The organism is Acidovorax sp. JMULE5 (assembly GCF_013376875.1).
GTDB lineage: Bacteria > Pseudomonadota > Gammaproteobacteria > Burkholderiales > Burkholderiaceae_C > Acidovorax > Acidovorax facilis.
In genome coordinates this window covers 883,859-907,267 of record NZ_CP035951.1, presented here as the reverse complement: position 1 = coordinate 907,267, position 23,409 = coordinate 883,859, and the positions used below count along the sequence as shown (strand labels likewise).

Annotated in this window: 18 protein-coding genes, 2 tRNA genes and 1 pseudogene; 6 read left to right on the top strand and 15 right to left on the bottom strand. The window is 63.0% G+C overall.

Features of this window, described 5'->3' with window-relative positions; genetic code table 11:
- Positions 1–33: 33 nt before the first annotated feature.
- From EXV95_RS04155 to aceE, 4 genes and pseudogenes are all read right to left on the bottom strand, one after another.
- Positions 34–990 (bottom strand): calcium/sodium antiporter, encoded by a 957-nt coding sequence (locus tag EXV95_RS04155; RefSeq protein ID WP_176885912.1) that lies wholly within the window; start codon positions 988–990, stop codon positions 34–36.
- Between the two features lie 178 nt (positions 991–1,168).
- Positions 1,169–3,021 (bottom strand): annotated as a pseudogene (lpdA, locus tag EXV95_RS04150) (dihydrolipoyl dehydrogenase).
- 19 nt (positions 3,022–3,040) lie between these two features.
- Positions 3,041–4,726, bottom strand: a complete 1,686-nt coding sequence (gene aceF, locus EXV95_RS04145; RefSeq protein WP_176885911.1) for a dihydrolipoyllysine-residue acetyltransferase — start codon at positions 4,724–4,726, stop codon at positions 3,041–3,043.
- Positions 4,727–4,743: 17 nt separating this feature from the next.
- Positions 4,744–7,467, bottom strand: coding sequence for a pyruvate dehydrogenase (acetyl-transferring), homodimeric type (gene aceE, locus EXV95_RS04140; protein ID WP_176885910.1), 2,724 nt, complete (start codon positions 7,465–7,467; stop codon positions 4,744–4,746).
- Between the two features lie 167 nt (positions 7,468–7,634).
- On the opposite strand from aceE, the gene EXV95_RS04135 reads away from it, so the two are divergent.
- From EXV95_RS04135 to EXV95_RS04115, 5 genes are all read left to right on the top strand, one after another.
- Positions 7,635–10,196: a PAS domain S-box protein gene (locus EXV95_RS04135; RefSeq protein WP_055395892.1), complete on the top strand. Its 2,562-nt coding sequence runs from the start codon at positions 7,635–7,637 to the stop codon at positions 10,194–10,196.
- Entirely contained in the window at positions 10,193–10,819 is a 627-nt protein-coding gene (locus EXV95_RS04130) for a response regulator transcription factor (protein ID WP_007848524.1), read from the top strand. The genes EXV95_RS04135 and EXV95_RS04130 overlap by 4 nt, the downstream gene beginning before the upstream one ends.
- A gap of 72 nt (positions 10,820–10,891) precedes the next feature.
- The gene (folD, locus tag EXV95_RS04125) at positions 10,892–11,746 is read left to right on the top strand and encodes a bifunctional methylenetetrahydrofolate dehydrogenase/methenyltetrahydrofolate cyclohydrolase FolD (RefSeq protein WP_176885909.1); all 855 of its coding nucleotides are present in this window, start codon (positions 10,892–10,894) and stop codon (positions 11,744–11,746) included.
- Positions 11,747–11,818: 72 nt separating this feature from the next.
- Complete coding sequence (locus EXV95_RS04120; protein WP_176885908.1) at positions 11,819–13,888, top strand: M3 family metallopeptidase; 2,070 nt, start codon at positions 11,819–11,821, stop codon at positions 13,886–13,888.
- 70 nt (positions 13,889–13,958) lie between these two features.
- Complete coding sequence (locus EXV95_RS04115; RefSeq protein ID WP_176885907.1) at positions 13,959–14,618, top strand: DUF4124 domain-containing protein; 660 nt, start codon at positions 13,959–13,961, stop codon at positions 14,616–14,618.
- Positions 14,619–14,713: 95 nt separating this feature from the next.
- Here EXV95_RS04115 and rpiA read toward each other — a convergent pair whose 3' ends face one another.
- Entirely contained in the window at positions 14,714–15,403 is a 690-nt protein-coding gene (gene rpiA, locus EXV95_RS04110; protein WP_176885906.1) for a ribose-5-phosphate isomerase RpiA, read from the bottom strand.
- A 37-nt stretch (positions 15,404–15,440) separates the two neighbouring features.
- Here rpiA and EXV95_RS04105 point away from each other — a divergent pair, with 37 nt between their 5' ends.
- Positions 15,441–16,493: a quinone-dependent dihydroorotate dehydrogenase gene (locus EXV95_RS04105; RefSeq protein WP_176885905.1), complete on the top strand. Its 1,053-nt coding sequence runs from the start codon at positions 15,441–15,443 to the stop codon at positions 16,491–16,493.
- Positions 16,494–16,599: 106 nt separating this feature from the next.
- Here EXV95_RS04105 and EXV95_RS04100 read toward each other — a convergent pair whose 3' ends face one another.
- From EXV95_RS04100 to hscA, 10 genes are all read right to left on the bottom strand, one after another.
- Entirely contained in the window at positions 16,600–16,932 is a 333-nt protein-coding gene (locus tag EXV95_RS04100; protein ID WP_176885904.1) for a hypothetical protein, read from the bottom strand.
- Positions 16,932–17,327 carry a phage holin family protein gene (locus EXV95_RS04095; protein ID WP_055395878.1) on the bottom strand — a complete coding sequence of 132 codons (396 nt, stop codon included), beginning with the start codon at positions 17,325–17,327 and terminating at the stop codon, positions 16,932–16,934. Before EXV95_RS04095 ends, EXV95_RS04100 begins: the two co-directional genes overlap by 1 nt.
- A 42-nt stretch (positions 17,328–17,369) precedes the next feature.
- The gene (locus EXV95_RS04090; RefSeq protein ID WP_010458410.1) at positions 17,370–17,672 is read right to left on the bottom strand and encodes a DUF883 family protein; all 303 of its coding nucleotides are present in this window, start codon (positions 17,670–17,672) and stop codon (positions 17,370–17,372) included.
- Positions 17,673–17,817: 145 nt separating this feature from the next.
- Positions 17,818–18,915: an NAD(P)/FAD-dependent oxidoreductase gene (locus EXV95_RS04085; protein ID WP_176885903.1), complete on the bottom strand. Its 1,098-nt coding sequence runs from the start codon at positions 18,913–18,915 to the stop codon at positions 17,818–17,820.
- 29 nt (positions 18,916–18,944) lie between these two features.
- Positions 18,945–19,982: a histone deacetylase family protein gene (locus EXV95_RS04080; RefSeq protein WP_176885902.1), complete on the bottom strand. Its 1,038-nt coding sequence runs from the start codon at positions 19,980–19,982 to the stop codon at positions 18,945–18,947.
- Between the two features lie 187 nt (positions 19,983–20,169).
- A tRNA-Val gene (locus EXV95_RS04075) sits at positions 20,170–20,244 on the bottom strand.
- Between the two features lie 48 nt (positions 20,245–20,292).
- Positions 20,293–20,367, bottom strand: a tRNA-Val gene (locus tag EXV95_RS04070).
- A 37-nt stretch (positions 20,368–20,404) separates the two neighbouring features.
- On the bottom strand, positions 20,405–21,118 hold the full coding sequence (dnaQ, locus tag EXV95_RS04065; protein WP_176885901.1) for a DNA polymerase III subunit epsilon: 714 nt from the start codon (positions 21,116–21,118) through the stop codon (positions 20,405–20,407).
- The gene (fdx, locus tag EXV95_RS04060; RefSeq protein ID WP_176885900.1) at positions 21,118–21,456 is read right to left on the bottom strand and encodes an ISC system 2Fe-2S type ferredoxin; all 339 of its coding nucleotides are present in this window, start codon (positions 21,454–21,456) and stop codon (positions 21,118–21,120) included. The genes dnaQ and fdx overlap by 1 nt, the downstream gene beginning before the upstream one ends.
- A gap of 41 nt (positions 21,457–21,497) precedes the next feature.
- The gene (hscA, locus tag EXV95_RS04055) at positions 21,498–23,369 is read right to left on the bottom strand and encodes a Fe-S protein assembly chaperone HscA (RefSeq protein WP_176885899.1); all 1,872 of its coding nucleotides are present in this window, start codon (positions 23,367–23,369) and stop codon (positions 21,498–21,500) included.
- Positions 23,370–23,409: the final 40 nt, after the last annotated feature.

Genomic DNA, 23,409 nt, shown 5'->3' with positions numbered 1-23,409 from the left:
ACTTTCTTGGCGGGTGAATATTCGGGTTCAAATTCAGGCGATCGAGATCAAATAGCCCGTGTAAGCCGCATAACAACCGATAAACACCCAGCCTTCCCAACGATGGATCTTGGCTCCGGTACGCGCGAAGTACACCAGCAAGCCCGTGGTCGCCAGCATCACCCAGATGTCAAACGCGGCAATCTGTGCGGGCATCTCGATGGGCTGGATCATCGAAGTGGTGCCCAGGATGAACAGCACATTGAAAATGTTCGAGCCGACGATGTTGCCGTACGCCACATCTGCATGCTTACGGAGAGCCGCCATGACCGAGGTCACCAGCTCGGGCATGGAGGTGCCCACCGCCACGATCGTCAGACCGATGATGGTGTCGGATACGCCCAGCCCTTTGGCCAGGGCAATCGAGCCATCCACCAGAAACCGTGCACCAAAAATCGTGATCGCGATGCCAGCCACGGCCATCGCCACAGACAACGCCATGGTCGCCGGACCCTTGCGGGCGTCTTCGGCCCGGTGCTCGGCCACCACCGCAGCTTCGTCAGGCGACTGCTTTTCCTGCACGTACACAAAGACGACGTAGGCAAGCAGGCTCGCCACAAACATCAAGCCCAACACCATGCCCATGCGCCCGTAAAGCACCACCGCCAGGCAGGCCAGCGCTGCAAACGACACCATGAGCGCGTCGCGCTTGAAGCCCTTGGGGTTCACTGCCATGGGGTAAATCACGGCCGAAAGCCCCAGGATGAACAAGATGTTGGCGATGTTGGAGCCCACCACATTGCCCACGGCAATCCCCGCAGAGCCGTTGAGCGCCGCGGTAACGCTAGTAACCAGTTCAGGAGTGGAGGTGCCAAAGCCCACCAGCGTCAAACCGATCAACAGAGGCGAAACCCCCAGTGCCTTGGCCGAAGCCACCGCGCCGCGCACCAGCAGTTCGCCGCCCACCACCAGCAACACCAAACCAATGACGATATTCATCCAGGTATCCATGCGTTGGCCTTTCTGTTTCTCGTTGTAGATGTGTGGCGCCATCGGCAACGCGCATGACACACAACCCAGAGTATGTTGGTGAATCGAAAAAGCCTAGTGTGCCAAGCGTTTTAACGGGCCATAAAAAAAGCCCGAACCGCTGAGGGATCGGGCTTTGCAGGCATGCCGGAGGGGCTGCCTACTTGCGCGCAGGCGGCACGTCCGTGCAGGAGCCGTGGGCAATCTCCGCCGCCATGCCAATGCTTTCGCCCAGCGTGGGGTGCGGGTGGATGGTCTTGCCGATGTCCACAGCGTCCGCGCCCATCTCAATCGCCAGCGCAATCTCGCCGATCATGTCGCCGGCGTGCGTGCCGACCATGCCACCGCCGAGGATTTTGCCGTGGCCATGGGCTTCGGGCGAGTCGTCGAACAGCAGCTTGGTCACGCCCTCATCGCGGCCGTTAGCGATGGCGCGGCCGGAGGCCGTCCAGGGAAACAGGCCCTTCTTGACCTTGATGCCCTGGGCCTTGGCCTGGTCTTCGGTGAGGCCGACCCAGGCCACTTCGGGATCTGTGTAGGCCACAGATGGAATCACGCGGGCGTTGAAGGCGGCAGCGGCAAGCTCCTTGTTGCCTTGCAACTCACCGGCAATCACTTCTGCCGCCACATGCGCCTCATGCACCGCCTTGTGCGCCAGCATGGGCTGGCCCACGATGTCACCGATGGCGAAGATGTGCGGCACGTTGGTGCGCATCTGGATGTCGACGTTGATGAAGCCACGCTCCGTCACGGCAACGCCTGCCTTTTCGGCGGCAATCTTCTTGCCGTTCGGTGTGCGGCCCACAGCCTGCAGCACCAGGTCGTACACCTGCGGCTCGGGGGCGGTGCCGCCGCCTCTTCCGCGGGCGCAAACGTGACCTTGATGCCTTCGGGCGTAGCCTCGGCTCCCACGGTTTTCGTCTTCAACATGATGTTGTCGAAGCGCTTGGCATTCATCTTCTGCCAGATCTTGACGAGGTCGCGGTCGGCGCCCTGCATCAGGCCGTCCATCATTTCGACCACATCGAGGCGCGCGCCCAGCGTGCTGTACACGGTGCCCATTTCGAGGCCGATGATGCCGCCGCCCAAAATCAGCATGCGCTTGGGGACTTCCTTGAGCGCCAGGGCGCCGGTGGAGTCGACCACGCGCGGGTCGTTGGGCATGAAGGGCAGGCGCACCGCCTGGCTACCGGCGGCGATGATGGCGCGCTTGAAGGCGATGACCTTTTTGGTGCCTGTCTTGTCTTGCGCGGTGCCGGTGGTTTCTTCCACTTCGAGGTGATTGGCACCGACAAAGGCTCCGTAGCCGCGCACAGTGGTCACCTTGCGCATCTTGGCCATGGCGGCCAGGCCACCGGTGAGCTTGCCGATGACCTTTTCCTTGTGGCCGCGCAGCTTGTCGACGTTGACGGCGGGTGCGCCAAAGTCCACGCCCAGGTCGGCCATGTGGCTCACTTCGTCCATGACGGCTGCCACGTGCAGCAGCGCCTTGGACGGGATGCAGCCCACGTTCAGGCACACGCCGCCCAGGGTGGCATAGCGCTCGACGATGACGACCTTGAGGCCCAGGTCGGCTGCGCGGAAGGCTGCGCTGTAGCCGCCGGGGCCGCCGCCAAGCACGAGCACGTCGCAGTCCAGGTCGGCCGTACCTGCAAAGCTGGATGCTACCGAATTGATAGCTACTTGCGCTTGTGGGGCCTGCGCTGGAGCCGATTTTTGCTCAGAAGCTGCGGGTGCAGGCGCTGCTGCAGGTGCCGGTGCCGCGGCGCCAGCGCCCTCCACTTCCAGCGTCAGCACCACCGAGCCTTCCGCGATCTTGTCGCCGAGCTTCACTTTCAGCTCCTTGACCACGCCAGCGTGGCTGGAGGGGATTTCCATGGAGGCCTTGTCGGACTCCACGGTGATCAGGCTTTGCTCGGCCTTGATGGTGTCGCCGGGTTTGACCAGCACTTCGATGATGGCCACTTCGGCGAAGTCGCCGATGTCGGGCACCTTGATGTCGATGATTGCCATGGTGTGTCTTGCCCTTTCGTTACATCACGATGCGGCGGAAGTCCGCCAGCAGCGAGGCAAAGTACACGTTGAAGCGTGCGGCGGCCGCGCCATCGATCACGCGGTGGTCCCAGCTGAGCGACAGCGGCAGCATCAGGCGCGGTGCGAACTGCTTGCCGTCCCATTTCGGTTCGATGCTGCTCTTGCACACGCCCATGATGGCGACTTCGGGCGCATTGATGATGGGCGTGAAGTAGCGCCCGCCAATGCCGCCCAGCGAGCTGATGGAGAAGCAGCCACCGGTCATGTCGGCCGGGCCGAGCTTGCCGTCGCGCGCCTTCTTTGCCAGGTCGCCCATCTCTTGCGAGATCTGGACGATGCCCTTCTTGTCGGCGTCGCGGATGACGGGCACAACGAGGCCGTTGGGCGTGTCGGCCGCAAAGCCGATGTGGAAGTACTGCTTGAGCACCAGCTGGTCGCCGTCGAGCGAGCTGTTGAACTCGGGGAACTTCTTGAGCGCGGCCACGGCGGCCTTGATCATGAAGGCGAGCATGGTGACCTTCACGCCACTCTTCTCGTTCTCTTTGTTGAACTGCACGCGGAAGGCTTCGAGGTCAGTGATGTCCGCGTCGTCGTGGTTGGTGACGTGCGGGATGACGACCCAGTTGCGGTGCAGATTGGCGCCGCTGATCTTCTTGATGCGCGAGAGGTCCTTGCGCTCGACGGGGCCGAACTTGGTGAAGTCGACCTTGGGCCAGGGCAGCAGATCCAGGCCCACACCGGAACCGCCAGAGCCACCGGATGCGGCAGGCGCCTTGGCAGCCTGCGCCTTGGTTTGGGTGGCACCCGCCATCACCTGCTTGGTGAAGGACTGCACGTCGTCTTGCGTGATACGGCCCTTGGGGCCACTGCCCTTGACTTCATCGATGGGCACACCCAGCTCGCGGGCGAACTTGCGCACCGAGGGCGATGCGTGCGGCAGGCCCGCTGTGGGCGTGCCAGGCTGGTGGGCGGGCACGGAGGCCGTAGCGGCGACCGGTGCAACGGCTGCTGCAACCGGTGCGGGGGCTGCAACAGGCGCAGCAGCGGGAGCCGCCGCCGGCGCTGCGGGCGCTGCAGCGGCAGCAGGCGCACTGCCCGCCACCCCTTCCAGCAAGGCCACCAAGTCGCCAATGTTGACGGTGTCCCCAATCTTGACCTTGAGCTCCTTGACCACGCCAGCGGCGGGCGACGGAATCTCCATGGAGGCCTTGTCGGATTCGACGGTGAACAGCGATTGTTCGAGCTTGATGGTGTCGCCCACCTTGACCAGCAACTCAATGACGGCCACGTCCTTGAAGTCACCGATGTCGGGCACGCGCACTTCCACCGGGCCTGCAGTTGCAGGGGCTGCAGCGGGTGCAACCGGTGCTGACGCAGCGGCTGCAACGGGGGCGGGGGCAACAGCTGCAGGGGCTGGCGCAGCAGCCGGGGCTGAGGCAACCGCGTCTGCCGACTCGACCACGGCAATCACAGAACCCTGCTTGACCTTGTCGCCCAGGGCGATCTTGAGTTCCTTGACCACGCCTGCGTGGCTGGACGGAATCTCCATCGATGCCTTGTCCGATTCGACGGTGATGAGCGACTGCTCGGCCTTGACCGTGTCGCCCACCTTGACCAGCAGTTCGATCACGCCCACTTCGTCGAAATCCCCGATGTCCGGGACTTGAATGTCTACCAATGCCATTGTTGTCTCCGTTCGGTTTACGCGTACAGCGGGTTGACCTTGTCGGCCTGGATGTTGTACTTGGCGATCGCCTCAGCCACCTTGGTGGTGGGCAGCACGCCGTCTTCGCTCAGCGCCTTGAGCGCAGCGACGACGATGTAGTGGCGGTTGATCTCGAAGTGCTCGCGCAGCTTGCTGCGGAAGTCGCTACGGCCAAATCCGTCAGTGCCCAGCACCTTGTAAGTGCGGCCCTTGGGGATGAACGGGCGAATCTGCTCGGCATAGGCCTTCATGTAGTCGGTGGACGCGACCACGGGGCCTTGCGATGCCGACAGCTGCTGGGTGACGAACGGCACCTTGGCTTCTTCGGTCGGGTGCAGCAGGCTCCAGCGCTCGGCGTTCTGGCCGTCGCGGGTCAGCTCGTTGAAGCTGGGGCAGCTCCACACCGAGGCGGCCACGCCCCAGTCCTTTTCAAGCAGCTCTTGTGCGAAGAACGATTCGCGCAGGATGGTGCCGCTGCCCAGCAGCTGCACGGTGGGCGCATCATGGGCCAGAGCGGGCGCCTGTTTGCACAGGTACATGCCCTTGATGATCTGCTCTTCGGTGCCAGGCTGCAGGCCGGGCATCGGGTAGTTTTCGTTCAGCAGTGTGAGGTAGTAGAAGACGTTTTCCTGCCGCTCGACCATGCGCTTCATGCCGTCGTGCATGATCACCGCGACTTCGTGCGCAAAGGTCGGGTCGTAGCTCACGCAGTTGGGGATGGTGTTGGCCAGGATGTGGCTGTGGCCATCTTCGTGCTGCAGGCCTTCGCCGTTGAGCGTGGTGCGGCCTGAGGTGCCGCCCAGCAGGAAGCCACGTGCCTGCATGTCACCCGCCGCCCAGGCCAGGTCACCAATGCGCTGGAAGCCGAACATCGAGTAGTACACGTAGAACGGGATCATGATCCGGTTGTTCGTGCTGTAGCTGGTGGCCGCCGCGATCCAGCTGCTCATGCCACCGGCTTCGTTGATGCCCTCTTGCAGGATTTGGCCGGCCTTGTCTTCCTTGTAGTACATGACCTGGTCTTTATCGACCGGGGTGTACTGCTGACCTGCGGGGTTGTAGATGCCGATCTGGCGGAACAGGCCTTCCATGCCGAAGGTACGGGCTTCGTCCACCAGGATGGGCACCACGCGCGGGCCCAGGGCCTGGTCGCGCAGCAGCTGCGAGAGAAAGCGCACGTAAGCTTGCGTGGTGGAGATTTCGCGGCCTTCGGGCGTAGCCTCCAGGATGGCCTTGAAGGTGTCCAGCGCAGGCACGGTGAAGCTCTCGTCGGCCTTCACGCGGCGGTGTGGCAGGTAGCCGCCCAAGGCCTTGCGGCGCTCGTGCAGGTACTTCATTTCCGGGGTGTCGTCGGCGGGCTTGTAGAAGGGCAGTTCGGCAAGCTGGCTGTCGGGGATCGGGATGTTGAAGCGATCACGGAAGGCCTTGATGTCTTCGTCGCTGAGCTTCTTGGTCTGGTGAACCGTGTTCTTGGCTTCGCCAATCTTGCCCATGCCAAAGCCCTTGACGGTCTTGACCAGCAGGACGGAAGGCTGGCCGCCATGGTTTTGAGCGGCATGGAATGCGGCATAGACCTTTTGCGAATCGTGGCCGCCGCGCTGCAGGTTCCAGATCTCGTCGTCGGTCATGTGCTCGACCATCTTCAGGGTGCGCGGGTCGCGGCCGAAGAAGTTCTTGCGCACGTAGGCACCGTCGTTGGCCTTCATGGCTTGGTAGTCGCCGTCGTTGGTTTCCATCATGAGCTTGCGCAGAGCACCATCATGGTCTTTGGCGAGCAACTCGTCCCAGCCCTTGCCCCAGATGAGTTTGATGACGTTCCAGCCCGCGCCACGGAACTCGCCTTCGAGCTCTTGAATGATCTTGCCGTTGCCACGCACGGGGCCGTCCAGGCGCTGCAGGTTGCAGTTGATGACAAACACCAGGTTGTCGAGCTTCTCGCGCGCGGCCAGGCCAATGGCGCCCAGGGATTCGACCTCGTCCATTTCACCGTCGCCGCAGAACACCCAGACCTTGCGGTTTTCGGTATTGGCGATGCCACGGGCGTGCAGGTACTTGAGGAAACGCGCCTGATAGATGGCCATCAGCGGGCCCAGGCCCATCGACACCGTGGGGAACTGCCAGAACTCGGGCATGAGCTTGGGATGCGGGTAGCTCGACAGGCCCTTGCCGTCCACTTCCTGGCGGAAGTTGAGCAACTGCTCTTCGCTCAGGCGGCCTTCCAGGTAGGCGCGGGCATAAATACCGGGCGATACGTGGCCCTGGATGTAAAGCAGGTCACCGCCGTGGTTTTCGCTCTCGGCGTGCCAGAAATGGTTGAAGCCCGCGCCAAACATGCTGGCCAGCGAGGCAAAGGAGCCGATGTGGCCACCCAGATCCCCACCTTCGGGCGGGTGATGGCGGTTGGCCTTGACCACCATGGCCATGGCGTTCCAGCGCATGTAGGCGCGCAGGCGCTGTTCGATTTCAAGGTTGCCGGGGCTGCGTGCCTCCTGGCTGGGCTCGATGGTGTTCACGTAGCCGGTATTGGCCGAGAACGGCAGGTCCACGCTGTTCTGGCGGGCGTGTTCGAGCAATTGCTCCAACAGGTAGTGGGCGCGCTCGGCCCCCTCTTTGTCGATGACGGCGGACAGCGCATCCATCCACTCACGGGTTTCCTGTTGGTCGGTATCGGTGGCGGGCGCGTTGCCGTTTCCGGCCTGAGGGTCGGGCTGAGCTGACATGCTTTGTCTCCTGTAGGTGTGGCAGCAATTTAGTACGTTGGCTCTAGTTTCGCATATTTTTCTAAAATTTCAAATGGTGCCCATGCATTTCATATTACAAGAAAATGCTGCGAACGCACATTGCACGTGCCCCGGATTCCAGGCTGCGGCTCCCCTACACTTGAAGGATGGATTCCCTGCCCCCTCACCCCTCCCCCACAGCCATGGTCGTGGCAGCGCCTGCCCGCTGGTGGCGCAAGTGGTGGCGCGGGTTGTCGCCTACCCGGCAGGACCGGTTTGCGGCGCTGGCACCCTTGGCTGCAGTGCTGATGTTTCTGGCCGCCATCGTGGCGGCGTTCTGGTATTTGCGCGCCGAAGAGGCCGAGCGCGAACAAGAAGCCCTACGGCGTGACGTGGAATACGCGCAACAGCGCGTGCGCCTGCGGCTGCTGGAGCGGCAAGAACAGCTCATGCGCATTGCGCGTGACCTGTCCAACCAAGAGCTGGAACGCACAGAGTTTGTGAGCCGTGCCGAAAGCCTGATCAGCCAATACCCCGAACTGCAGGCGATCACCTGGATCGACGAGCGCCGCCGCATACGCGCCAGTCATGCGGCACCCACGCTGGCCAGCAGCGAGTTGCGCATTGCCGGCGAAGTGCTCAAACCCGGCGACACGGCCGACACCTTTGGCCTGGCCCGCGACCTGCAGCAGCCGGTGTATGCCCAGCCCGCCGCAACCTCGGGCGATTCGACCCCGCTGCTCCAGCTGCAGGTGCCTTTGAACAACCAGGGCAAATTCAGCGGGGTGGTGCTGGGCGAATACTCCATCGACAGCCTGCTGCGCTACGGCACGCCGACCGAGGTGCTGGCACGCTACGCCGTCACGCTGCTCGATGGCAAGAACCAGGTGCTGGCCGGAACCCCTCTGGGACCGCGCAACACGGCCACACAGCTCCTGCCTTGGTCACCCCGAGCCAACGAATACGAGGTCCCCGTCTCCCCGGTGGGCAACGGGCTGGTGCTCAAGGCGCAGGCCTACCGCACCTCGCTGGGCGTGGTGGGTAGCGGGCTGTTCTGGCTGGTGGGCACGCTGAGCGCGATGACGGCCTGGATGCTGATCGCCACCTGGCGCCACACCCGCCGCCGCATGCAGGCCCAGCAGGCCCTGGTGGCCGAGACGAACTTCCGCCGCGCGATGGAGAACTCCATCCTGACGGGCATGCGCGCGCTGGACATGGAAGGCCGCATTACCTATGTGAACGCCGCCTTCTGCCAGATGACTGGCTGGAGCGAGGCTGAATTGGTGGGCCTGAAAGCACCCTTCCCTTATTGGCCCGACTCCGACCACGAAGCCTTGCACGCCAAGTTGCGCGACGAACTGTCGGGCAAAACCATCGTCGGCGGCTTTCAGGTGCGGGTACGGCGCAAAAGCGGCACGCTCTTCGATGCGCGACTGTATGTGTCGCCCCTGATCGATGCGCACGGCCAGCAGACGGGCTGGATGACGTCGATGACGGACATCACCGAGCCCAACCGCATCCGCGAACAGCTTTCCGCATCGCACGAGCGCTTCACCATCGTGCTGGAATCGCTGGACGCATCCGTCTCGGTGGCGCCGCTGGGCAGCGAAGAACTGCTGTTCGCCAACAAGCTCTACCGCCAATGGTTCGGCTCGCAGACGGGCGGCCACCTGCAACTGGTGGCGCAGGCGGGCGTGGTGCCCGTGGCGGGCACGGAGCACACGGGCATGGACGACGAAGACGGACTCATGGGCCTGCCCACCGACCCACTCACCAGTGCCCGCACCGAGAACGCCGAAATCTACCTGCCCGACCTGGGAAAGTGGCTCGAAGTACGTTCGCGCTACCTCAACTGGGTGGACGGCCGACTGGCCCAGATGGTGATTGCCACCGACATCACCCCCCGCCGCCAGGCCGAGGAACAGGCGGCGCGCCAGGCCGAGCGCGCCCAATCCGTCAGCCGCCTCATCACCATGGGCGAGATGGCCTCCAGCGTGGCGCACGAACTCAACCAGCCGCTCACGGCCATCAACAACTACTGCAGCGGCATGGTCTCGCGCATCCAGAGCGGCCAGCTGACCGAAGAAGCGCTGCTCACGGCACTGCAAAAGACCGCCCACCAGGCCCAGCGCGCGGGCCAGATCATCCAGCGCATCCGGGCCTTTGTGAAGAAGAGCGAGCCCAACCGCACCCTGGCCGACGTGCATTCGATGGTCAACGAAGCCGTGGAGCTGGCCGACATCGAGCTTCGCCGACACAACGTGCGCCTGACGCACTATGTGGCCGCCCGCCTGCCGCCCGTGATGGTGGACACCATCCTGATCGAGCAGGTGCTGGTCAACCTGATGAAGAACGGCGCCGAAGCCATCCAGCACGCCAACCGTCCACCGTCGGGTCGCAGCGTGGAACTGCGCGTGGTGCCCAAACACGTCGAAGACCGCGAAGTGGTGGAATTTTCGGTGCAGGACACCGGCAAGGGCCTGGCCCCCGAAGTGCTGGAGCGCCTCTTCGAAGCCTTCTTCTCCACCAAGGAAGAAGGCATGGGCATGGGCCTCAATCTGTGCCGCAGCATCGTCGAGTCGCACCAGGGCAGGATGCTGGCGGAGAACCTCTACAATGGATCCGAGGTCACGGGCTGCAAGTTCTCCTTCTGGCTGCCGCTTGCCAAGCCTGCTGATGCCACTACAAATTCTGTAGCAAACATTCAAAAACCAAGGACAATTGCATGAGCTTGATTCCGAAAAAAGGCACTGTCTACGTTGTGGACGACGACGAGGCAGTTCGCGATTCCCTGCAGTGGCTGCTGGAAGGCAAGGACTACCGGGTGCGTTGCTTTGATTCGGCCGAGACCTTTCTCTCACGCTACGACCCCCGCGAAGTCGCCTGCCTGATTGTGGACATCCGCATGGGCGGCATGACGGGCCTGGAGCTTCAGGATCGCCTGATCGAGCGCAAGTCCCCCCTGCCCATCGTGTTCATTACAGGCCACGGCGATGTGCCCATGGCCGTGAACACCATGAAGAAAGGCGCGCTGGATTTCATCCAGAAGCCTTTTGACGAAGAAGAACTGGTCGGACTCGTCGAGCGCATGCTCGACCACGCCCGCGAAGCCTTCGCCGGCTACCAGCAGGCCGCCAGCCGCGATGCCCTGCTGTCCAAGCTGACCAGCCGCGAAGCCCAGGTGCTCGAACGCATCGTGGCCGGTCGCCTGAACAAGCAGATTGCCGACGACCTGGGCATCAGCATCAAGACGGTGGAGGCGCACCGCGCCAACATCATGGAAAAGCTCAACGCCAACACCGTGGCCGACCTGCTCAAGATCGCCCTCGGCCAGAACGCCCCCAAGGGTTGAAACTCACATTTTGATAGCTGCTCGCGTTTGCTGATAAAGCGCTAGAGACCAATTTGACTCATATTCTCTGACATGACAGCCCAACTCATCGACGGCAACGCCCTTTCCCGCAAACTGCGCAGCGAGGTGGCGCAACGCGCTGCAGCGCTCACCGCCCGCGGCCACCAGCCCGGCTTGGCCGTGATCCTGGTGGGTGAAGACCCTGCTTCGGCCGTATACGTGCGCAACAAAGTCAAGGCTTGCGAAGACAGCGGCGTGCGCTCCATTTTTGAAAAATACGACGCCGATCTGAGCGAAGCCGCGCTGCTGGCCCGTATCGAGGCGCTCAATGCCGATCCCACGGTACACGGCATCCTGGTGCAAATGCCGTTGCCCAAGCACATCGACCCGCACAAGGTCATCGAGGCCATTGCGACATCCAAGGACGTCGATGGCTACTCGGTCCTCTCCGCGGGCGAGCTCATGGCCGGGCTGGAAGGTTTCCGGCCTTGCACGCCCTACGGCAGCATGAAGCTCATCGAATCCACCGGCCAGACCATCAAGGGCAAGCACGCCGTGGTCATTGGCCGCAGCAATACGGTGGGCAAGCCCATGGCCCTGCTGCTGCTGCAGGCCAACGCCACGGTTACCGTCACCCACAGCGGCACCCCCGACCTGGGCTACCACACCCGCCAGGCCGACATCGTGGTGGCAGCGGTCGGCCGCGCCAACACGCTCACAGCCGACATGGTCAAGCCTGGTGCCATCGTCATCGACGTAGGCATCAACCGCAAGGCGGACGGCAAACTCTGCGGCGACGTGGACTTTGACGGCGTCAAGGAAGTGGCCGGCTGGATCACCCCCGTGCCTGGCGGGGTTGGGCCCATGACCATTACCATGCTGCTGGTGAACACCATCGAAGCCGCTGAGCGCACTGCAGGGCACTGACCTGGGTCAGTGCTGTCGATGTCGGCGGCTTTGCAACTTGAACCTGCGCCATCTGGCGCCATCTGATTTCGCATGAGCAACGCCCTTCTCGACTTCTCGGACCTCCCCCATTTCGACCGCATCACACCGCAGGACGTGGCGCCTGCCGTGGATGTTCTGCTGGAGCGTGCCAATGCCGCGCTGGAGACCGTCACCGCACCCGACTTTCCAGCCCGCTGGGATGCGATTGCGAAAGTGCTGGATGTGGCCACCGAACGGCTGGGCACCGCCTGGGGCAGCATCAGCCACCTCAACAGCGTGGCCGACACCCCTGAACTGCGCGCAGCCTACAACGCCGCCTTGCCCAAGGTCACCGAGTTCTGGACGCGCCTGGGTGCCGATGAACGCCTGTACGCCAAGTACAAGGCCATCGACCCCGCCACCCTGACTGCAGAGCAGCGGCAGGCACACCTGAACGCGGTGCGCAACTTTGTGTTGAGTGGCGCGGAGCTGACCGGTGCCGCCAAGGAGCGTTTTGCGCAGATCCAGGAACGCCAGGCCGAGCTGAGCCAGAAGTTCAGCGAAAACGCCCTCGATGCCACGGACGCCTACGCTTACTACGCCACGGCCGAAGAGCTCGATGGCATTCCAGACGATGTCCAACAGGCCGCGCTGGCCGCAGCACAGGCAGACGGCAAGGAAGGCTACAAGCTCACCCTGAAGATGCCCTGCTACCTGCCGGTCATGCAGTTTGCCGCGCGCAGCGACCTGCGCGAGAAGCTCTACCGCGCCTATGTGACCCGTGCCTCCGACCAGGCTGAGGGCGATGCACGCAAATTCGACAACACAGCGCTGATCAGCGAAATCCTGGCACTGCGCCGCGAAGAGGCCCAACTGCTGGGCTACGCCAATTTTGGGGAAGTGTCCGTGGTACCCAAGATGGCCCAATCACCGGCGCAGGTGATCACCTTCCTGCGTGATCTGGCCCGACGCGCCCGCCCTTACGCCGAGAAGGACATCGCCGACCTGCGCGCGTTTGCCGCCGAACACCTGGGCCTGGCCAATCCGCAGGCCTGGGACTGGCCCTACATTTCCGAAAAGCTCAAGGAAGCGCGCTACGCCTTCAGCGAGCAGGAGGTCAAGAAGTACTTCACGGCGCCCAAGGTGCTGGCAGGCCTGTTCAAGATCATCGAAACCCTGTTCGAAGTGTCCATCCGGCGCGACACGGCCGCCGTCTGGCACCCAGCCGTTGAGTTCTACCGCATTGAGCGCACGCACCCGGAGGGCGCCCATAAGGGCACCCAGCTGGTGGGCCAGTTCTACCTCGACCAACCTGCACGCACCGGCAAACGCGGCGGCGCATGGATGGACGATGTGCGCACACGCTGGCTGCGCCCCGACACGGGCGTGCTGCAAACCCCGGTGGCGCACCTGGTGTGCAACTTCGCCAGCGGCGTGGACGGCAAGCCACCGCTGCTCACGCACGACGACGTGATCACCCTCTTCCACGAGTTCGGCCACGGCTTGCACCACATGCTCACCCAGGTGAACGAGCGCGACGTCTCGGGCATTGGCGGCGTGGAGTGGGATGCGGTGGAGCTGCCCAGCCAGTTCATGGAGAACTTCTGCTGGGAATGGGATGTGCTCAAGCACATGACGGCCCATGTGGACACGGGCGAGCCCCTGCCCCGCGCGCTGTTCGACAAGATGATTGCCGCCAAGAACTACCAGAGCGGCATGCAGACGCTGCGACAGATTGAGTTCTCGCTGTTCGACATGCTGCTGCACACCGAACACGACCCGGCCCAGGACATCATGCCTCTGCTGGACCAGGTGCGCCGCGAAGTGGCCGTGCTGCAGCCCCCGGCATTCAGCCGCACGGCACACACCTTCAGCCATATCTTTGCGGGCGGGTATGCCGCTGGCTACTACAGCTACAAATGGGCCGAGGTACTGAGTGCAGACGCCTACGCAGCCTTCGAGGAAACCGCTGGAAGCGACGGTCTGCCGAGTATAGAAACGGGTCGCCGCTACCGCCAGGCCATCCTGGAAGCCGGTGGCAGCCGCCCTGCGATGGAATCGTTCAAGGCCTTCCGGGGCCGCGAGCCCAGCCTGGAAGCCCTGCTGCGCCACCAGGGCATGGCGGAAGAATCGACTGCCTGAGCGAACCGAACCCACGGCCTGAAATGCACACGTTGCACCCAGGCCTGACGACAAAGAAGGAGCAAGGAGAATGAACATGCACAAGCCACTGACCGCCCCCCTGTTGGCGACTTTGCTGATGACACTGGCCTGCGCCAGCGTGCAAGCACAAGGCGTCTACCGCATCGTCGGCCCGGATGGCAAAGTGACGTTTTCGGACCGACCTCCCGCCGACGCCAATGCCAACGCGCAGCCCGCCCGCACGGCCAACGAGGCGCCCGCTATTGCCAACGGCGCGCTGCCCTACGAGCTGCGCCAGGTTGCCAACCGCTTTCCGGTCACTCTCTACACCGGCAACGACTGCCCGCCCTGCACCTCTGCGCGCAACCTGCTCACGTCACGGGGTGTCCCGTTCATCGAGCGCACCGTGTCCAGCAACGAAGACATAGCGGCGTTTCAAAGGTTGAGTGGCGGTACCGGCCTGCCCTTCGGCACCATCGGCGGCCAGCAGCTCGCAGGCTTTTCCGAAGGGGAATGGGTACAGTATCTGGACGCTGCGGGTTACCCGAAACAATCCGCATTGCCCCGAAACTACCGCCAGCCAGCGCCTACGCCGCTGGTGGCCGTCAAGGCGGCAGAACCCGCAGCAGCGGCCTCAGCCCCAGCGCCCGCAACACCGTCCAGGGCGCGCCCGCCCGCACCTGTCAATGATGGGCCATCACCCAGCAATCCCGCAGGTATCCGGTTCTGATCACGGAGTGCGGGAACGCGCTGCCAACTGCCAAAACAAAGGGGCCTATTCAGGCCCCTTTTTCTTTGCCAGAAAAACTGCTCAGGAGTTCATGCTCAGTAGGTGAGCGTTTTCACACCCTGTGCGGTGCCCAACAGGCAGACAGACGCCTTCTGGTGGGCAAAAACCCCCACCGTCACCACCCCCGGCCATTGGTTGATGTCGGATTCAAACGCCAACGGGTCCGCGATCGAGAGCCCACGGACATCCAGGATGTGTTGACCGTTGTCGGTCACCAGAGGTTGCCCATCCCGCATCCGCAGCTGCGCCTGCCCCCCCATCGCCGCAAAACGCCGTGCAATGTGGTTGGCAGCCATCGGGATCACCTCGACCGGCAAGGGAAACTGCCCCAGCGCCTGGACCAGCTTGGATTCATCGGCAATACACACAAAACGCGTGGCCAGTGCCGCGACGATCTTCTCGCGCGTCAGCGCAGCGCCACCGCCCTTGACCATATGGCCGTTGCCATCGATCTCGTCGGCACCGTCGATGTAGACCGCAAGCGAAGCCACTTCGTTGGCATCAAACACTGGAATACCGAGCGCCTTGAGCCGCTCCGTGCTTGCCACCGAGCTGGAGACAGCACCCTTGATCTGGTCCTTGATGGTGGCCAGTGCGTCAATGAACTTGTTGACGGTGGAGCCGGTGCCTACGCCCACAATCTCGCCAGGCACCACATATTGCAGTGCGGCTTGGCCTACCAGGGTCTTGAGTTCGTCTTGGGTCAGGGAAGGAGTGGTCGTCATGGGAGAAAATCAGGGGTAATCCTTGAATTATCCCTCCATGTCCCTGATCCCCTACGCCCTCACCCGCCCCTTTCTCTTTGGCATGGATGCCGAGACTGCCCACGAACTCACCATGGACATGCTGGCACGCGGGCAGCGCACTCCGCTGCAGTGGGCCTGGTGCAATGAAACCGTGGACGACCCCGTGGAACTGGCAGGCCTGACTTTTCCCAACCGCGTGGGGATGGCGGCAGGCCTGGACAAGAACGCCCGCTGCATCGACGCGCTGGGTGCCATGGGCTTCGGCTTTGTCGAAGTGGGCACGGTGACGCCCAAGGCGCAGCCCGGCAACCCCAAGCCGCGCATGTTCCGCCTGCCCGAAGCCCGCGCGCTGATCAACCGCCTGGGCTTCAACAACGAGGGCCTGGACGCCTTCCTGCACAACGTGCAGCAGGCGCAATTTCGCACCCAAAGCCGAAAACATCCCCTTCTGCTGGGCCTCAACATCGGAAAGAACGCCACCACCCCCATCGAGAATGCCACCAGCGACTACCTGACCTGCCTGGAGGGCGTCTATGCCCACGCTGACTACGTCACAGTCAACATCAGCTCACCCAACACCCAGAATCTGCGCGCTCTGCAAAGCGACGCTGCCCTGGACGCCCTGCTGGGTGCCATCGCCGAGCGGCGTGAGGCCCTGGCCACACAGCATGGCCGCCGCGTGCCGGTGTTCGTGAAGATTGCCCCCGACCTCGATGAAGCCCAGGTGTCCGTAATCGCAGCCACACTGCAACGCCACGGGATGGACGGCGTGATTGCGACCAACACCACCATCAGCCGCGCTGCAGTGCAAGGCCTGCGCCATGCAGGAGAGACCGGCGGCCTGAGCGGAGCGCCGGTTTTGGAGGCCAGCAACCAGGTCATCCGCCAGTTGCGTGCAGCATTGGGCAGCCGCTTTCCCATCATCGGCGTGGGCGGCATCATGAGCGCAGAGGATGCCGTCAGCAAAGTCCGCGCGGGCGCCGACGTGGTGCAGATCTATACCGGACTGATCTACGAAGGCCCCGCTTTGGTGGTGAAGGCCGCAAAGGCCATCAAAGCCATGGGTTGAGTCCAGGTCGCCCCGCTGAACCGGAAACACGAAGAGCCGCTGTGATCAGCGGCTCTTTGTGTTTGCGAGAGGCAGGCCGCCTTGCGCAGGTGCGTGCAGCACCGGCCTAGCGCCGCAGCCGCATCAACATGGGCAGCACCACGCCGGCCCAACGAATCAGACGGCGCGGCCCAGCCACCAAGGCAACCCCTGCCATGGCCGCAACCGCCAGGGGATGCTCCCGCGCAAACCCTGCAGCGCGAAGCGCCATGGATTCGTCCATACCGCCTGCCCCAGGGTCACGCTGCGCCAAGGCCAGCGACTGGGCCCGCGCAGCTCTGCGGGCGCGAAGACGTTCGCGTTGCAGGGCAATGCGGTCCAGCACCCGCTGCTGGGCAGCCGTCGGCTGGGGAAACACAGGCTGCGACATGGGAGATGGAGATGAAGGGGTCGTCGCCATTACAAACGCTCCTTGATGTCACGCCAGTCCTGCGCAAGTTCGCGGCGAGTGAGGGCAAAGCCATTGCCCGCCTTCTGTACCACGGAAACCAGCGACATCAGCGTCGCGGCCCATCCCACAGTCCACACGGCCGCGACCAACCAGGCCACGAGCGTGCGATGGGGGGTATCCCAGAAATGAACCAGCACCGCCAACGAAAGCATGATCAAGGCCACCACCGTGAGCCCTGCCACTACGATGGTCAATACCAGCATCTGCTGCAGGCGTTGTTTCTGATCCTGCCATTCCAGACGGGCGAGGTCCATCCGGTCTTCGGCCGCAATGGCGCCTTCGATCACATTGGCGCGCCACCGGGCCACCAGCGACTCCAGCCCCAGAAGAGAAAGCCAGTTCATGCGCAGCCCCCGTGTTGTGCAACCGAGCCCTGACGGCCCGGATCAGCGGCGTGCAAGCAGGAAGCCCACCAGCGCGCCCACCGCCAGTGCGGCCCCGGCCACGCGCCATGGTTCATCATGCGCATAGCGGTCGGCCGCAAGGGCAGCGTCTTTGGCCTGGCGGGCTGCATCTTGCGCCGCACGCACGGCAGACTCGCGCACGTTGTGCATGCCATCGTCAAGACGCTGGCGCAGCAGCTTGATTTCCGGAACCGCATCGAGATCTTTGTTGGCCAGGAGCCCCCGCAGGTCAGAAACCAGCTTTTCCAGTTCGCCCTGGGTCGTGGTGGTGTCGGAAGCAGTCATACAAGCCTTTCTTTAAGCAACAAAAAATCAGTCAGCCCTGTCGGCAGAGCCGTGCAGAACACCAGTTCATCTTAGTCATCCGCTCTGTTCCCCTTCGTAGGACGGGGTCTCAAGAGGTTACCGATTGCAAATGGCTTGCCCCAGATCAAACGAGTGCGGCCACATGTTCTGCAATCGCCAGAGAACTTGTCAACCCCGGGGACTCAATGCCAAACAGGTTCACGAGACCAGGGATGCCATGGACTGACGGCCCCTGGATCACAAAGTCCGCTGCCGGCTCATCCGGCCCATGGATCTTGGGCCGCATGCCCGCATAGCCGGGTGCCAGCGCCCCGTCGCGCAGTGCGGGCCAGTACTTGCGGACCTCGGCGTAAAACGCCTCTCCGCGTGCGGGGTCTACCAACAGGTCATCTGGCGAATCCACCCACTGCACGTCGGGGCCGAACTTGGCCTGCCCACCCAGGTCCAGTGTCAGATGCACCCCCAGGCCTGCGGCCTCGGGCACGGGGTAAATCAAGCGGCTGAAGGGGGCTTTGCCGGACAACGTGAAATAGCTGCCTTTGGCATAGCGAGCATGAGGCACATGATCCGCCTCCAGCCCTGCGAATCGGCGGGCCAGCCCGGGGGCGTGCAGCCCTGCAGCATTGACCACCGTGCGCGCTCGCAAGCGCGTGCCGTCCAATGCTTCCAAATTAATAGCATCTTGCGCGCATCCCGCAAGCGCCAGGGGCGAATTCAGCGCAACAAGTCCGCCCGCATGCTCCAGATCGCCCTGGAGCGCGAGCATCAGGGCATGGCTGTCCACAATGCCGGTACTGGGCGAAAACAAAGCGGCAACACATTCCAGCGCAGGTTCCATGGCCTGGGCTTCATGGCGGCCCAGCCAGCGCAAATCCAGCACGCCATTGGCTAGCGCCCTCGCCTGGATGGACTCAAGACTTGACAACTGGCCCGGCGAGGTTGCCACCAGGAGTTTGCCGCAGCGGCGGTGAGGCACATTGCGCTCAGTGCAGTAGGCATACAGCATGTCTCGGCCTCGCACGCACAGCTTGGCCTTCAACGAATTGGTAGGGTAGTAGATCCCGGCATGGATCACCTCGCTGTTGCGCGAGCTGATACCCGTTCCGATGGCATCGGCAGACTCCAGCACCATCACTTCGCGGCCCTGCAGGGCCAGCGCCCGCGCGACGGCAAGGCCCACGACACCCGCACTAACCACCACACAATCAACAGCATCCGCCATCACTCAGCCCTCCAATAGGCACCGCATCCTCAAACCTGCTCGAACCCGTCGAGCACATTGACGGCGTTGGTGCCCAGTTCTGTAGCCGCATAGCCACCTTCCAGCACAAAGACGGTGGGCAGGCCCGCCCGTGCAAGGCGCTCACCCACCCGGGTGAAATCGGCGGACGCCAGCGCAAACTTGGAGATGGGATCGCCCTCAAAGGTATCGAGCCCGAGGGAGACCACCAAGGCATCAGCCCCCTGGCTGGCAATACGCGCACAGGCGCTTTCCAGCGCATCGAACCAGGTCGTCGCACTGGTGCCTGCAGGCAGGGGCAGGTTCAGATTGAAACCCGCGCCCTCGCCCACCCCGGTTTCGTCCGCATGGCCCAGATAAAACGGGTACTCGGTGCGTGGATCGCCATGGATGCTGATGAACAGCACATCGGCCCGGTCGTAGAAGATGCTTTGTGTACCGTTGCCATGGTGGTAGTCCACATCAAGCAACGCCACACGCTGTGCACCCTGGTTGCGCAGCACCTGTGCGGCCACGGCAGCATTGTTGAGAAAACAATAGCCGCCCATGAAGTCGGGGCCGGCATGGTGGCCGGGCGGCCGTGTGCAGCAAAACGCCACGCGGGCCCCTTGCGCCACAAGGGTCGAAGCGCTGGCGGCAGCATCGGCCCCCGCCTTGGCTGCAGCCCAGGTACCCGACGCCATGGGCGTGCCGTTGTCCATGGAGTACAGGCCCAGGCGTGCCACAAAATTCTCAGGCTCCAGATCACTGCGCAAGGTACGCACAGGCCAGACCGACGGGAATGGCTGCACTCCAGCGTTGGCAGGATCGAGGGCCAGCCAATGCTGCCAAGCGGTCTGCAAAAAGGCCAAATAGCGTGGCGCGTGCACCTGAGACAACACGGGGGCGCTATCCACATCCGGGGCCATCAGGCCATGGCCGCGCGCCCGCAGCGCCTCTTCGACATAGTCCACGCGTGCAGGCTTCTCAAAACACGGCACGCGTTCGCCGCGAAAAAATTCATGGACGGGGGCGTGACCCTGGTGAAACGGATTGTGGAAGGTGATCATGGGTCAGTGCGTATCGATAGCGGCAAAGGGGCCAGAGGACAGCGAGTGCGGTCCCAGGAAATGCAACCGCCGTGGAATCAAGTCCGACACTTTAGCCTCTCTACGGCGTGTAGCAGGCGAAATAGCCACCTATGCAAACGCCCATGAAAAAACCCCTACAGACCAAAATCTGCAGGGGTTTTCAAATTGGTGGGTGATACATGGATCGAACATGTGACCCCTGCCGTGTGAAGGCAGTGCTCTACCGCTGAGCTAATCACCCGACGTAGGCACCCTGAAACAGAGTGCATTCGCAAGAAGTCAAAAAGCGTGGTGGGTGATACATGGATCGAACATGTGACCCCTGCCGTGTGAAGGCAGTGCTCTACCGCTGAGCTAATCACCCGTGTCTCTGTGACAGCCTTCTATTATGGCACAGCTTTTCAGGCCGCCTGAACAGTTCTCCAAATTGTTTTGCCACCACTGGCCTTGTCGATCTGCGCCAGCAGCTCCGCGTGGGCCACCTGTTCCTGCTCACTGGCACGCAGGATGGGCAAGTTCAATCCGCGCAGGTCGATGGCTGCGATCTTCAGGCCATCGCCACTGTCCTGCGCATCGTCGGCAATCAGCAGGGCATCCTGGCCGCGCGTGAGATTGATGTACACATCAGCCAGCAGCTCTGCATCCAGCAAAGCGCCGTGCAAGGTCCGGCCGGAGTTGTCCACGCCCAGGCGGTCGCACAGGGCATCGAGCGAATTGCGCTTGCCGGGGTACATCTCCTTGGCCATCGCGAGCGTGTCGGTCACGCTATCCACATAGGTGCGGAACGCGGGACGCCCCACCAGTTCCAGCTCCTTGTTCAGGAAGCCCACGTCAAACGCCGCGTTGTGGATGATGATCTCGGCCCCTTGCAGGTACTGCAGGATGTCGTCCACCACCTCGGCAAACTTGGGCTTGTCCTTGAGGAACTCGTTGCTGATGCCGTGCACCTTCAGCGCGTCTTCATGGCTGTCGCGGCCCGGGTTGAAGTACAGGTGCAGGTTGTTGCCGGTGAGCTTGCGGTTGAGCAGCTCTACACAGCCCAGTTCAATGATGCGATCACCCCCCTCGGCCGACAGGCCGGTGGTTTCGGTGTCCAGAACAATTTGCCGGGACATCAGTGGTTTTCCTTGGCGTGGTTGATCGTGTACTTGGGAATTTCCACGGTCACATCGGTTTGCGCAAGGATGGCCTGGCACGACAGGCGCGATTGTGGCTCCAGGCCCCAGGCGCGGTCCAGCAGGTCTTCTTCCTCTTCCTCGGCCTCGTTGAGCGAGCTCAGCCCCTGTCGCACGATAACGTGGCAGGTGGTGCAGGCGCAGCTCATGTCACAGGCATGCTCGATGTTGATGTGGTTGTCCAACAGGGCTTCGCAGATTGAGGTGCCAGCAGGCGCCGTGATTTCAGTGCCTGCGGGGCAGTATTCGGGATGGGGGAGGATTTTGATGACGGGCATGGGGTGTCTTTTTCTTGTTCAGAGGGATGCGCCGGGCACGCTCAGAGGCTCGCGACGTTCTTGCCGGCCAATGCCTGCTGGATGCCGCGATTCATGCGCTGGGCCGCAAAACCTTCGGTGCCTTTGGCCAGTGCATCGGTCGCGGCCTCGATGACAGCGGCATCATCGGCATCGCGCTGGTGGCGCAGGGCCACCATCAAGGCATCGATGGCGGCGCGCTCCTTGGGGTTGAGCACATCGCCATCCGCATCCAGCGCACTCTGGGTGGCGATCAGCATGCGGTCGGCATCCACGCGCGCCTCGACCACGGCGCGAGCCTTCATGTCCTGCGCGGCAGTGGCAAACCCGTCCTGCAGCATGCGCGCGATCTGGTCATCGGAGAGACCATACGACGGCTTCACATCAATGCGCGCCTCCACACCGCTGCCCTGCTCCTTCGCACTCACGCTCAAAAGACCATCGGCATCGACGGTGAAGGTCACACGGATGCGCGCTGCCCCTGCGGCCATGGGCGGGATGCCACGCAGCTCAAAACGCGCGAGGCTGCGGCAGTCTTGCACCAGGTCGCGTTCGCCCTGCACCACATGGATCGCCAAGGCGGTCTGACCATCCTTGTACGTGGTGAAGTCCTGCGCCTTGGCGGTGGGAATGGTCTCGTTGCGCGCCACGATGCGTTCCACCAGCCCGCCCATGGTTTCGATGCCCAGCGACAGCGGAATCACATCAAGCAGCAGCAAATCACCTGAGGTGTTGTTGCCCGCCAGCTGGTTGGCCTGGATGGCGGCGCCCAAGGCTACGACTTCATCGGGATTGAGGTTGGTCAGCGGCGGCTTGCAGAAGAACTCCTCCACGGCGCGCTGCACTTGCGGCATGCGGGTGGAACCACCCACCATCACCACGCCTTGCACCTCGTCGCGGGTCAAATGGGCGTCGCGCAATGCACGGCGCACCGCGGCCATGGAGCGGGCCGTCAACTCAGCAGTAATCGCTTCAAAGTCTGAACGTTTGACATCAAATCGGACCTCAGCGCTTGATAGTACAGCACTGAATGCTACTGAATTAATAGCGGTTAAAGCTTCCTTGCAGGCGCGGGCAGCCATGCGCACGGCTGATTTGTCGGCTGCAGTGGTCGCCTGCAGCCCTAGCTGTTGCAGGACCCAGTCAGCCAGCGCGGCATCGTAGTCATCCCCGCCCAAGGCCGAGTCACCCCCCGTGGAAATGACTTCAAACACGCCCTGCGTCAGGCGCAAGATCGAGATGTCAAAGGTGCCTCCGCCCAGGTCGTATACGGCATAGACCCCCTCGCTGGCGTTGTCCAGGCCATAGGCAATCGCGGCAGCGGTGGGCTCGTTGATCAGGCGCAGCAGGTTAATACCGGCAAGCTTGGCCGCATCCTTGGTGGCCTGGCGCTGCGCGTCGTCAAAGTAGGCCGGCACGGTGATGACGGCGCCATAGAGATCGTCGTTGAAGGTGTCTTCAGCCCGGTAGCGCAGCGTGGCCAGAATCTCAGCGCTGACCTCAACGGGCGACTTGATGCCATCCACCGTAGCGAGACTGACCATGCCGCCCTCGTCACTATCGGCGGCAACCACGAAGTCGTAGGGCAACTTGCCCGCTTCCGCCACGTCTTTCAGGCCACGCCCCATGAAGCGTTTGGCCGAGGCGATGGTGTTGCGCGCATCCTGGGCCTGCGCCGCCACAGCGTCATATCCGATCTGGCGCCCGCCGTTTTCCAGATACCGCACCACCGAGGGCAGCAGCACCCTGCCCTGTGCATCGGGCAGGCATTCGGCCACGCCATTGCGCACAGCGGCGACCAACGAATGGGTGGTGCCCAGGTCAATGCCGACGGCAATACGCCGCTGGTGCGGGTCGGGGGATTGGCCGGGTTCGGAGATCTGCAAAAGCGCCATGAAATTTCGGGTCTCAACGTGGTGGGGGACGCCATCACCT

Coding starts and splice junctions, on each gene's coding strand:
- aceE (WP_176885910.1), bottom strand. CDS start 7,467: ATGTCAGCTCAGCCCGACCCTCAGGCCGGAAACGGCAACGCGCCCGCC.
- folD (WP_176885909.1), top strand. CDS start 10,892: ATGACAGCCCAACTCATCGACGGCAACGCCCTTTCCCGCAAACTGCGC.
- EXV95_RS04155 (WP_176885912.1), bottom strand. CDS start 990: ATGGATACCTGGATGAATATCGTCATTGGTTTGGTGTTGCTGGTGGTG.
- EXV95_RS04135 (WP_055395892.1), top strand. CDS start 7,635: ATGGATTCCCTGCCCCCTCACCCCTCCCCCACAGCCATGGTCGTGGCA.
- EXV95_RS04085 (WP_176885903.1), bottom strand. CDS start 18,915: ATGGCGGATGCTGTTGATTGTGTGGTGGTTAGTGCGGGTGTCGTGGGC.
- EXV95_RS04080 (WP_176885902.1), bottom strand. CDS start 19,982: ATGATCACCTTCCACAATCCGTTTCACCAGGGTCACGCCCCCGTCCAT.
- rpiA (WP_176885906.1), bottom strand. CDS start 15,403: ATGACGACCACTCCTTCCCTGACCCAAGACGAACTCAAGACCCTGGTA.
- EXV95_RS04130 (WP_007848524.1), top strand. CDS start 10,193: ATGAGCTTGATTCCGAAAAAAGGCACTGTCTACGTTGTGGACGACGAC.
- EXV95_RS04100 (WP_176885904.1), bottom strand. CDS start 16,932: ATGGCGACGACCCCTTCATCTCCATCTCCCATGTCGCAGCCTGTGTTT.
- EXV95_RS04095 (WP_055395878.1), bottom strand. CDS start 17,327: ATGAACTGGCTTTCTCTTCTGGGGCTGGAGTCGCTGGTGGCCCGGTGG.
- dnaQ (WP_176885901.1), bottom strand. CDS start 21,118: ATGTCCCGGCAAATTGTTCTGGACACCGAAACCACCGGCCTGTCGGCC.
- hscA (WP_176885899.1), bottom strand. CDS start 23,369: ATGGCGCTTTTGCAGATCTCCGAACCCGGCCAATCCCCCGACCCGCAC.
- aceF (WP_176885911.1), bottom strand. CDS start 4,726: ATGGCATTGGTAGACATTCAAGTCCCGGACATCGGGGATTTCGACGAA.
- fdx (WP_176885900.1), bottom strand. CDS start 21,456: ATGCCCGTCATCAAAATCCTCCCCCATCCCGAATACTGCCCCGCAGGC.
- EXV95_RS04120 (WP_176885908.1), top strand. CDS start 11,819: ATGAGCAACGCCCTTCTCGACTTCTCGGACCTCCCCCATTTCGACCGC.
- EXV95_RS04115 (WP_176885907.1), top strand. CDS start 13,959: ATGAACATGCACAAGCCACTGACCGCCCCCCTGTTGGCGACTTTGCTG.
- EXV95_RS04105 (WP_176885905.1), top strand. CDS start 15,441: ATGTCCCTGATCCCCTACGCCCTCACCCGCCCCTTTCTCTTTGGCATG.
- EXV95_RS04090 (WP_010458410.1), bottom strand. CDS start 17,672: ATGACTGCTTCCGACACCACCACGACCCAGGGCGAACTGGAAAAGCTG.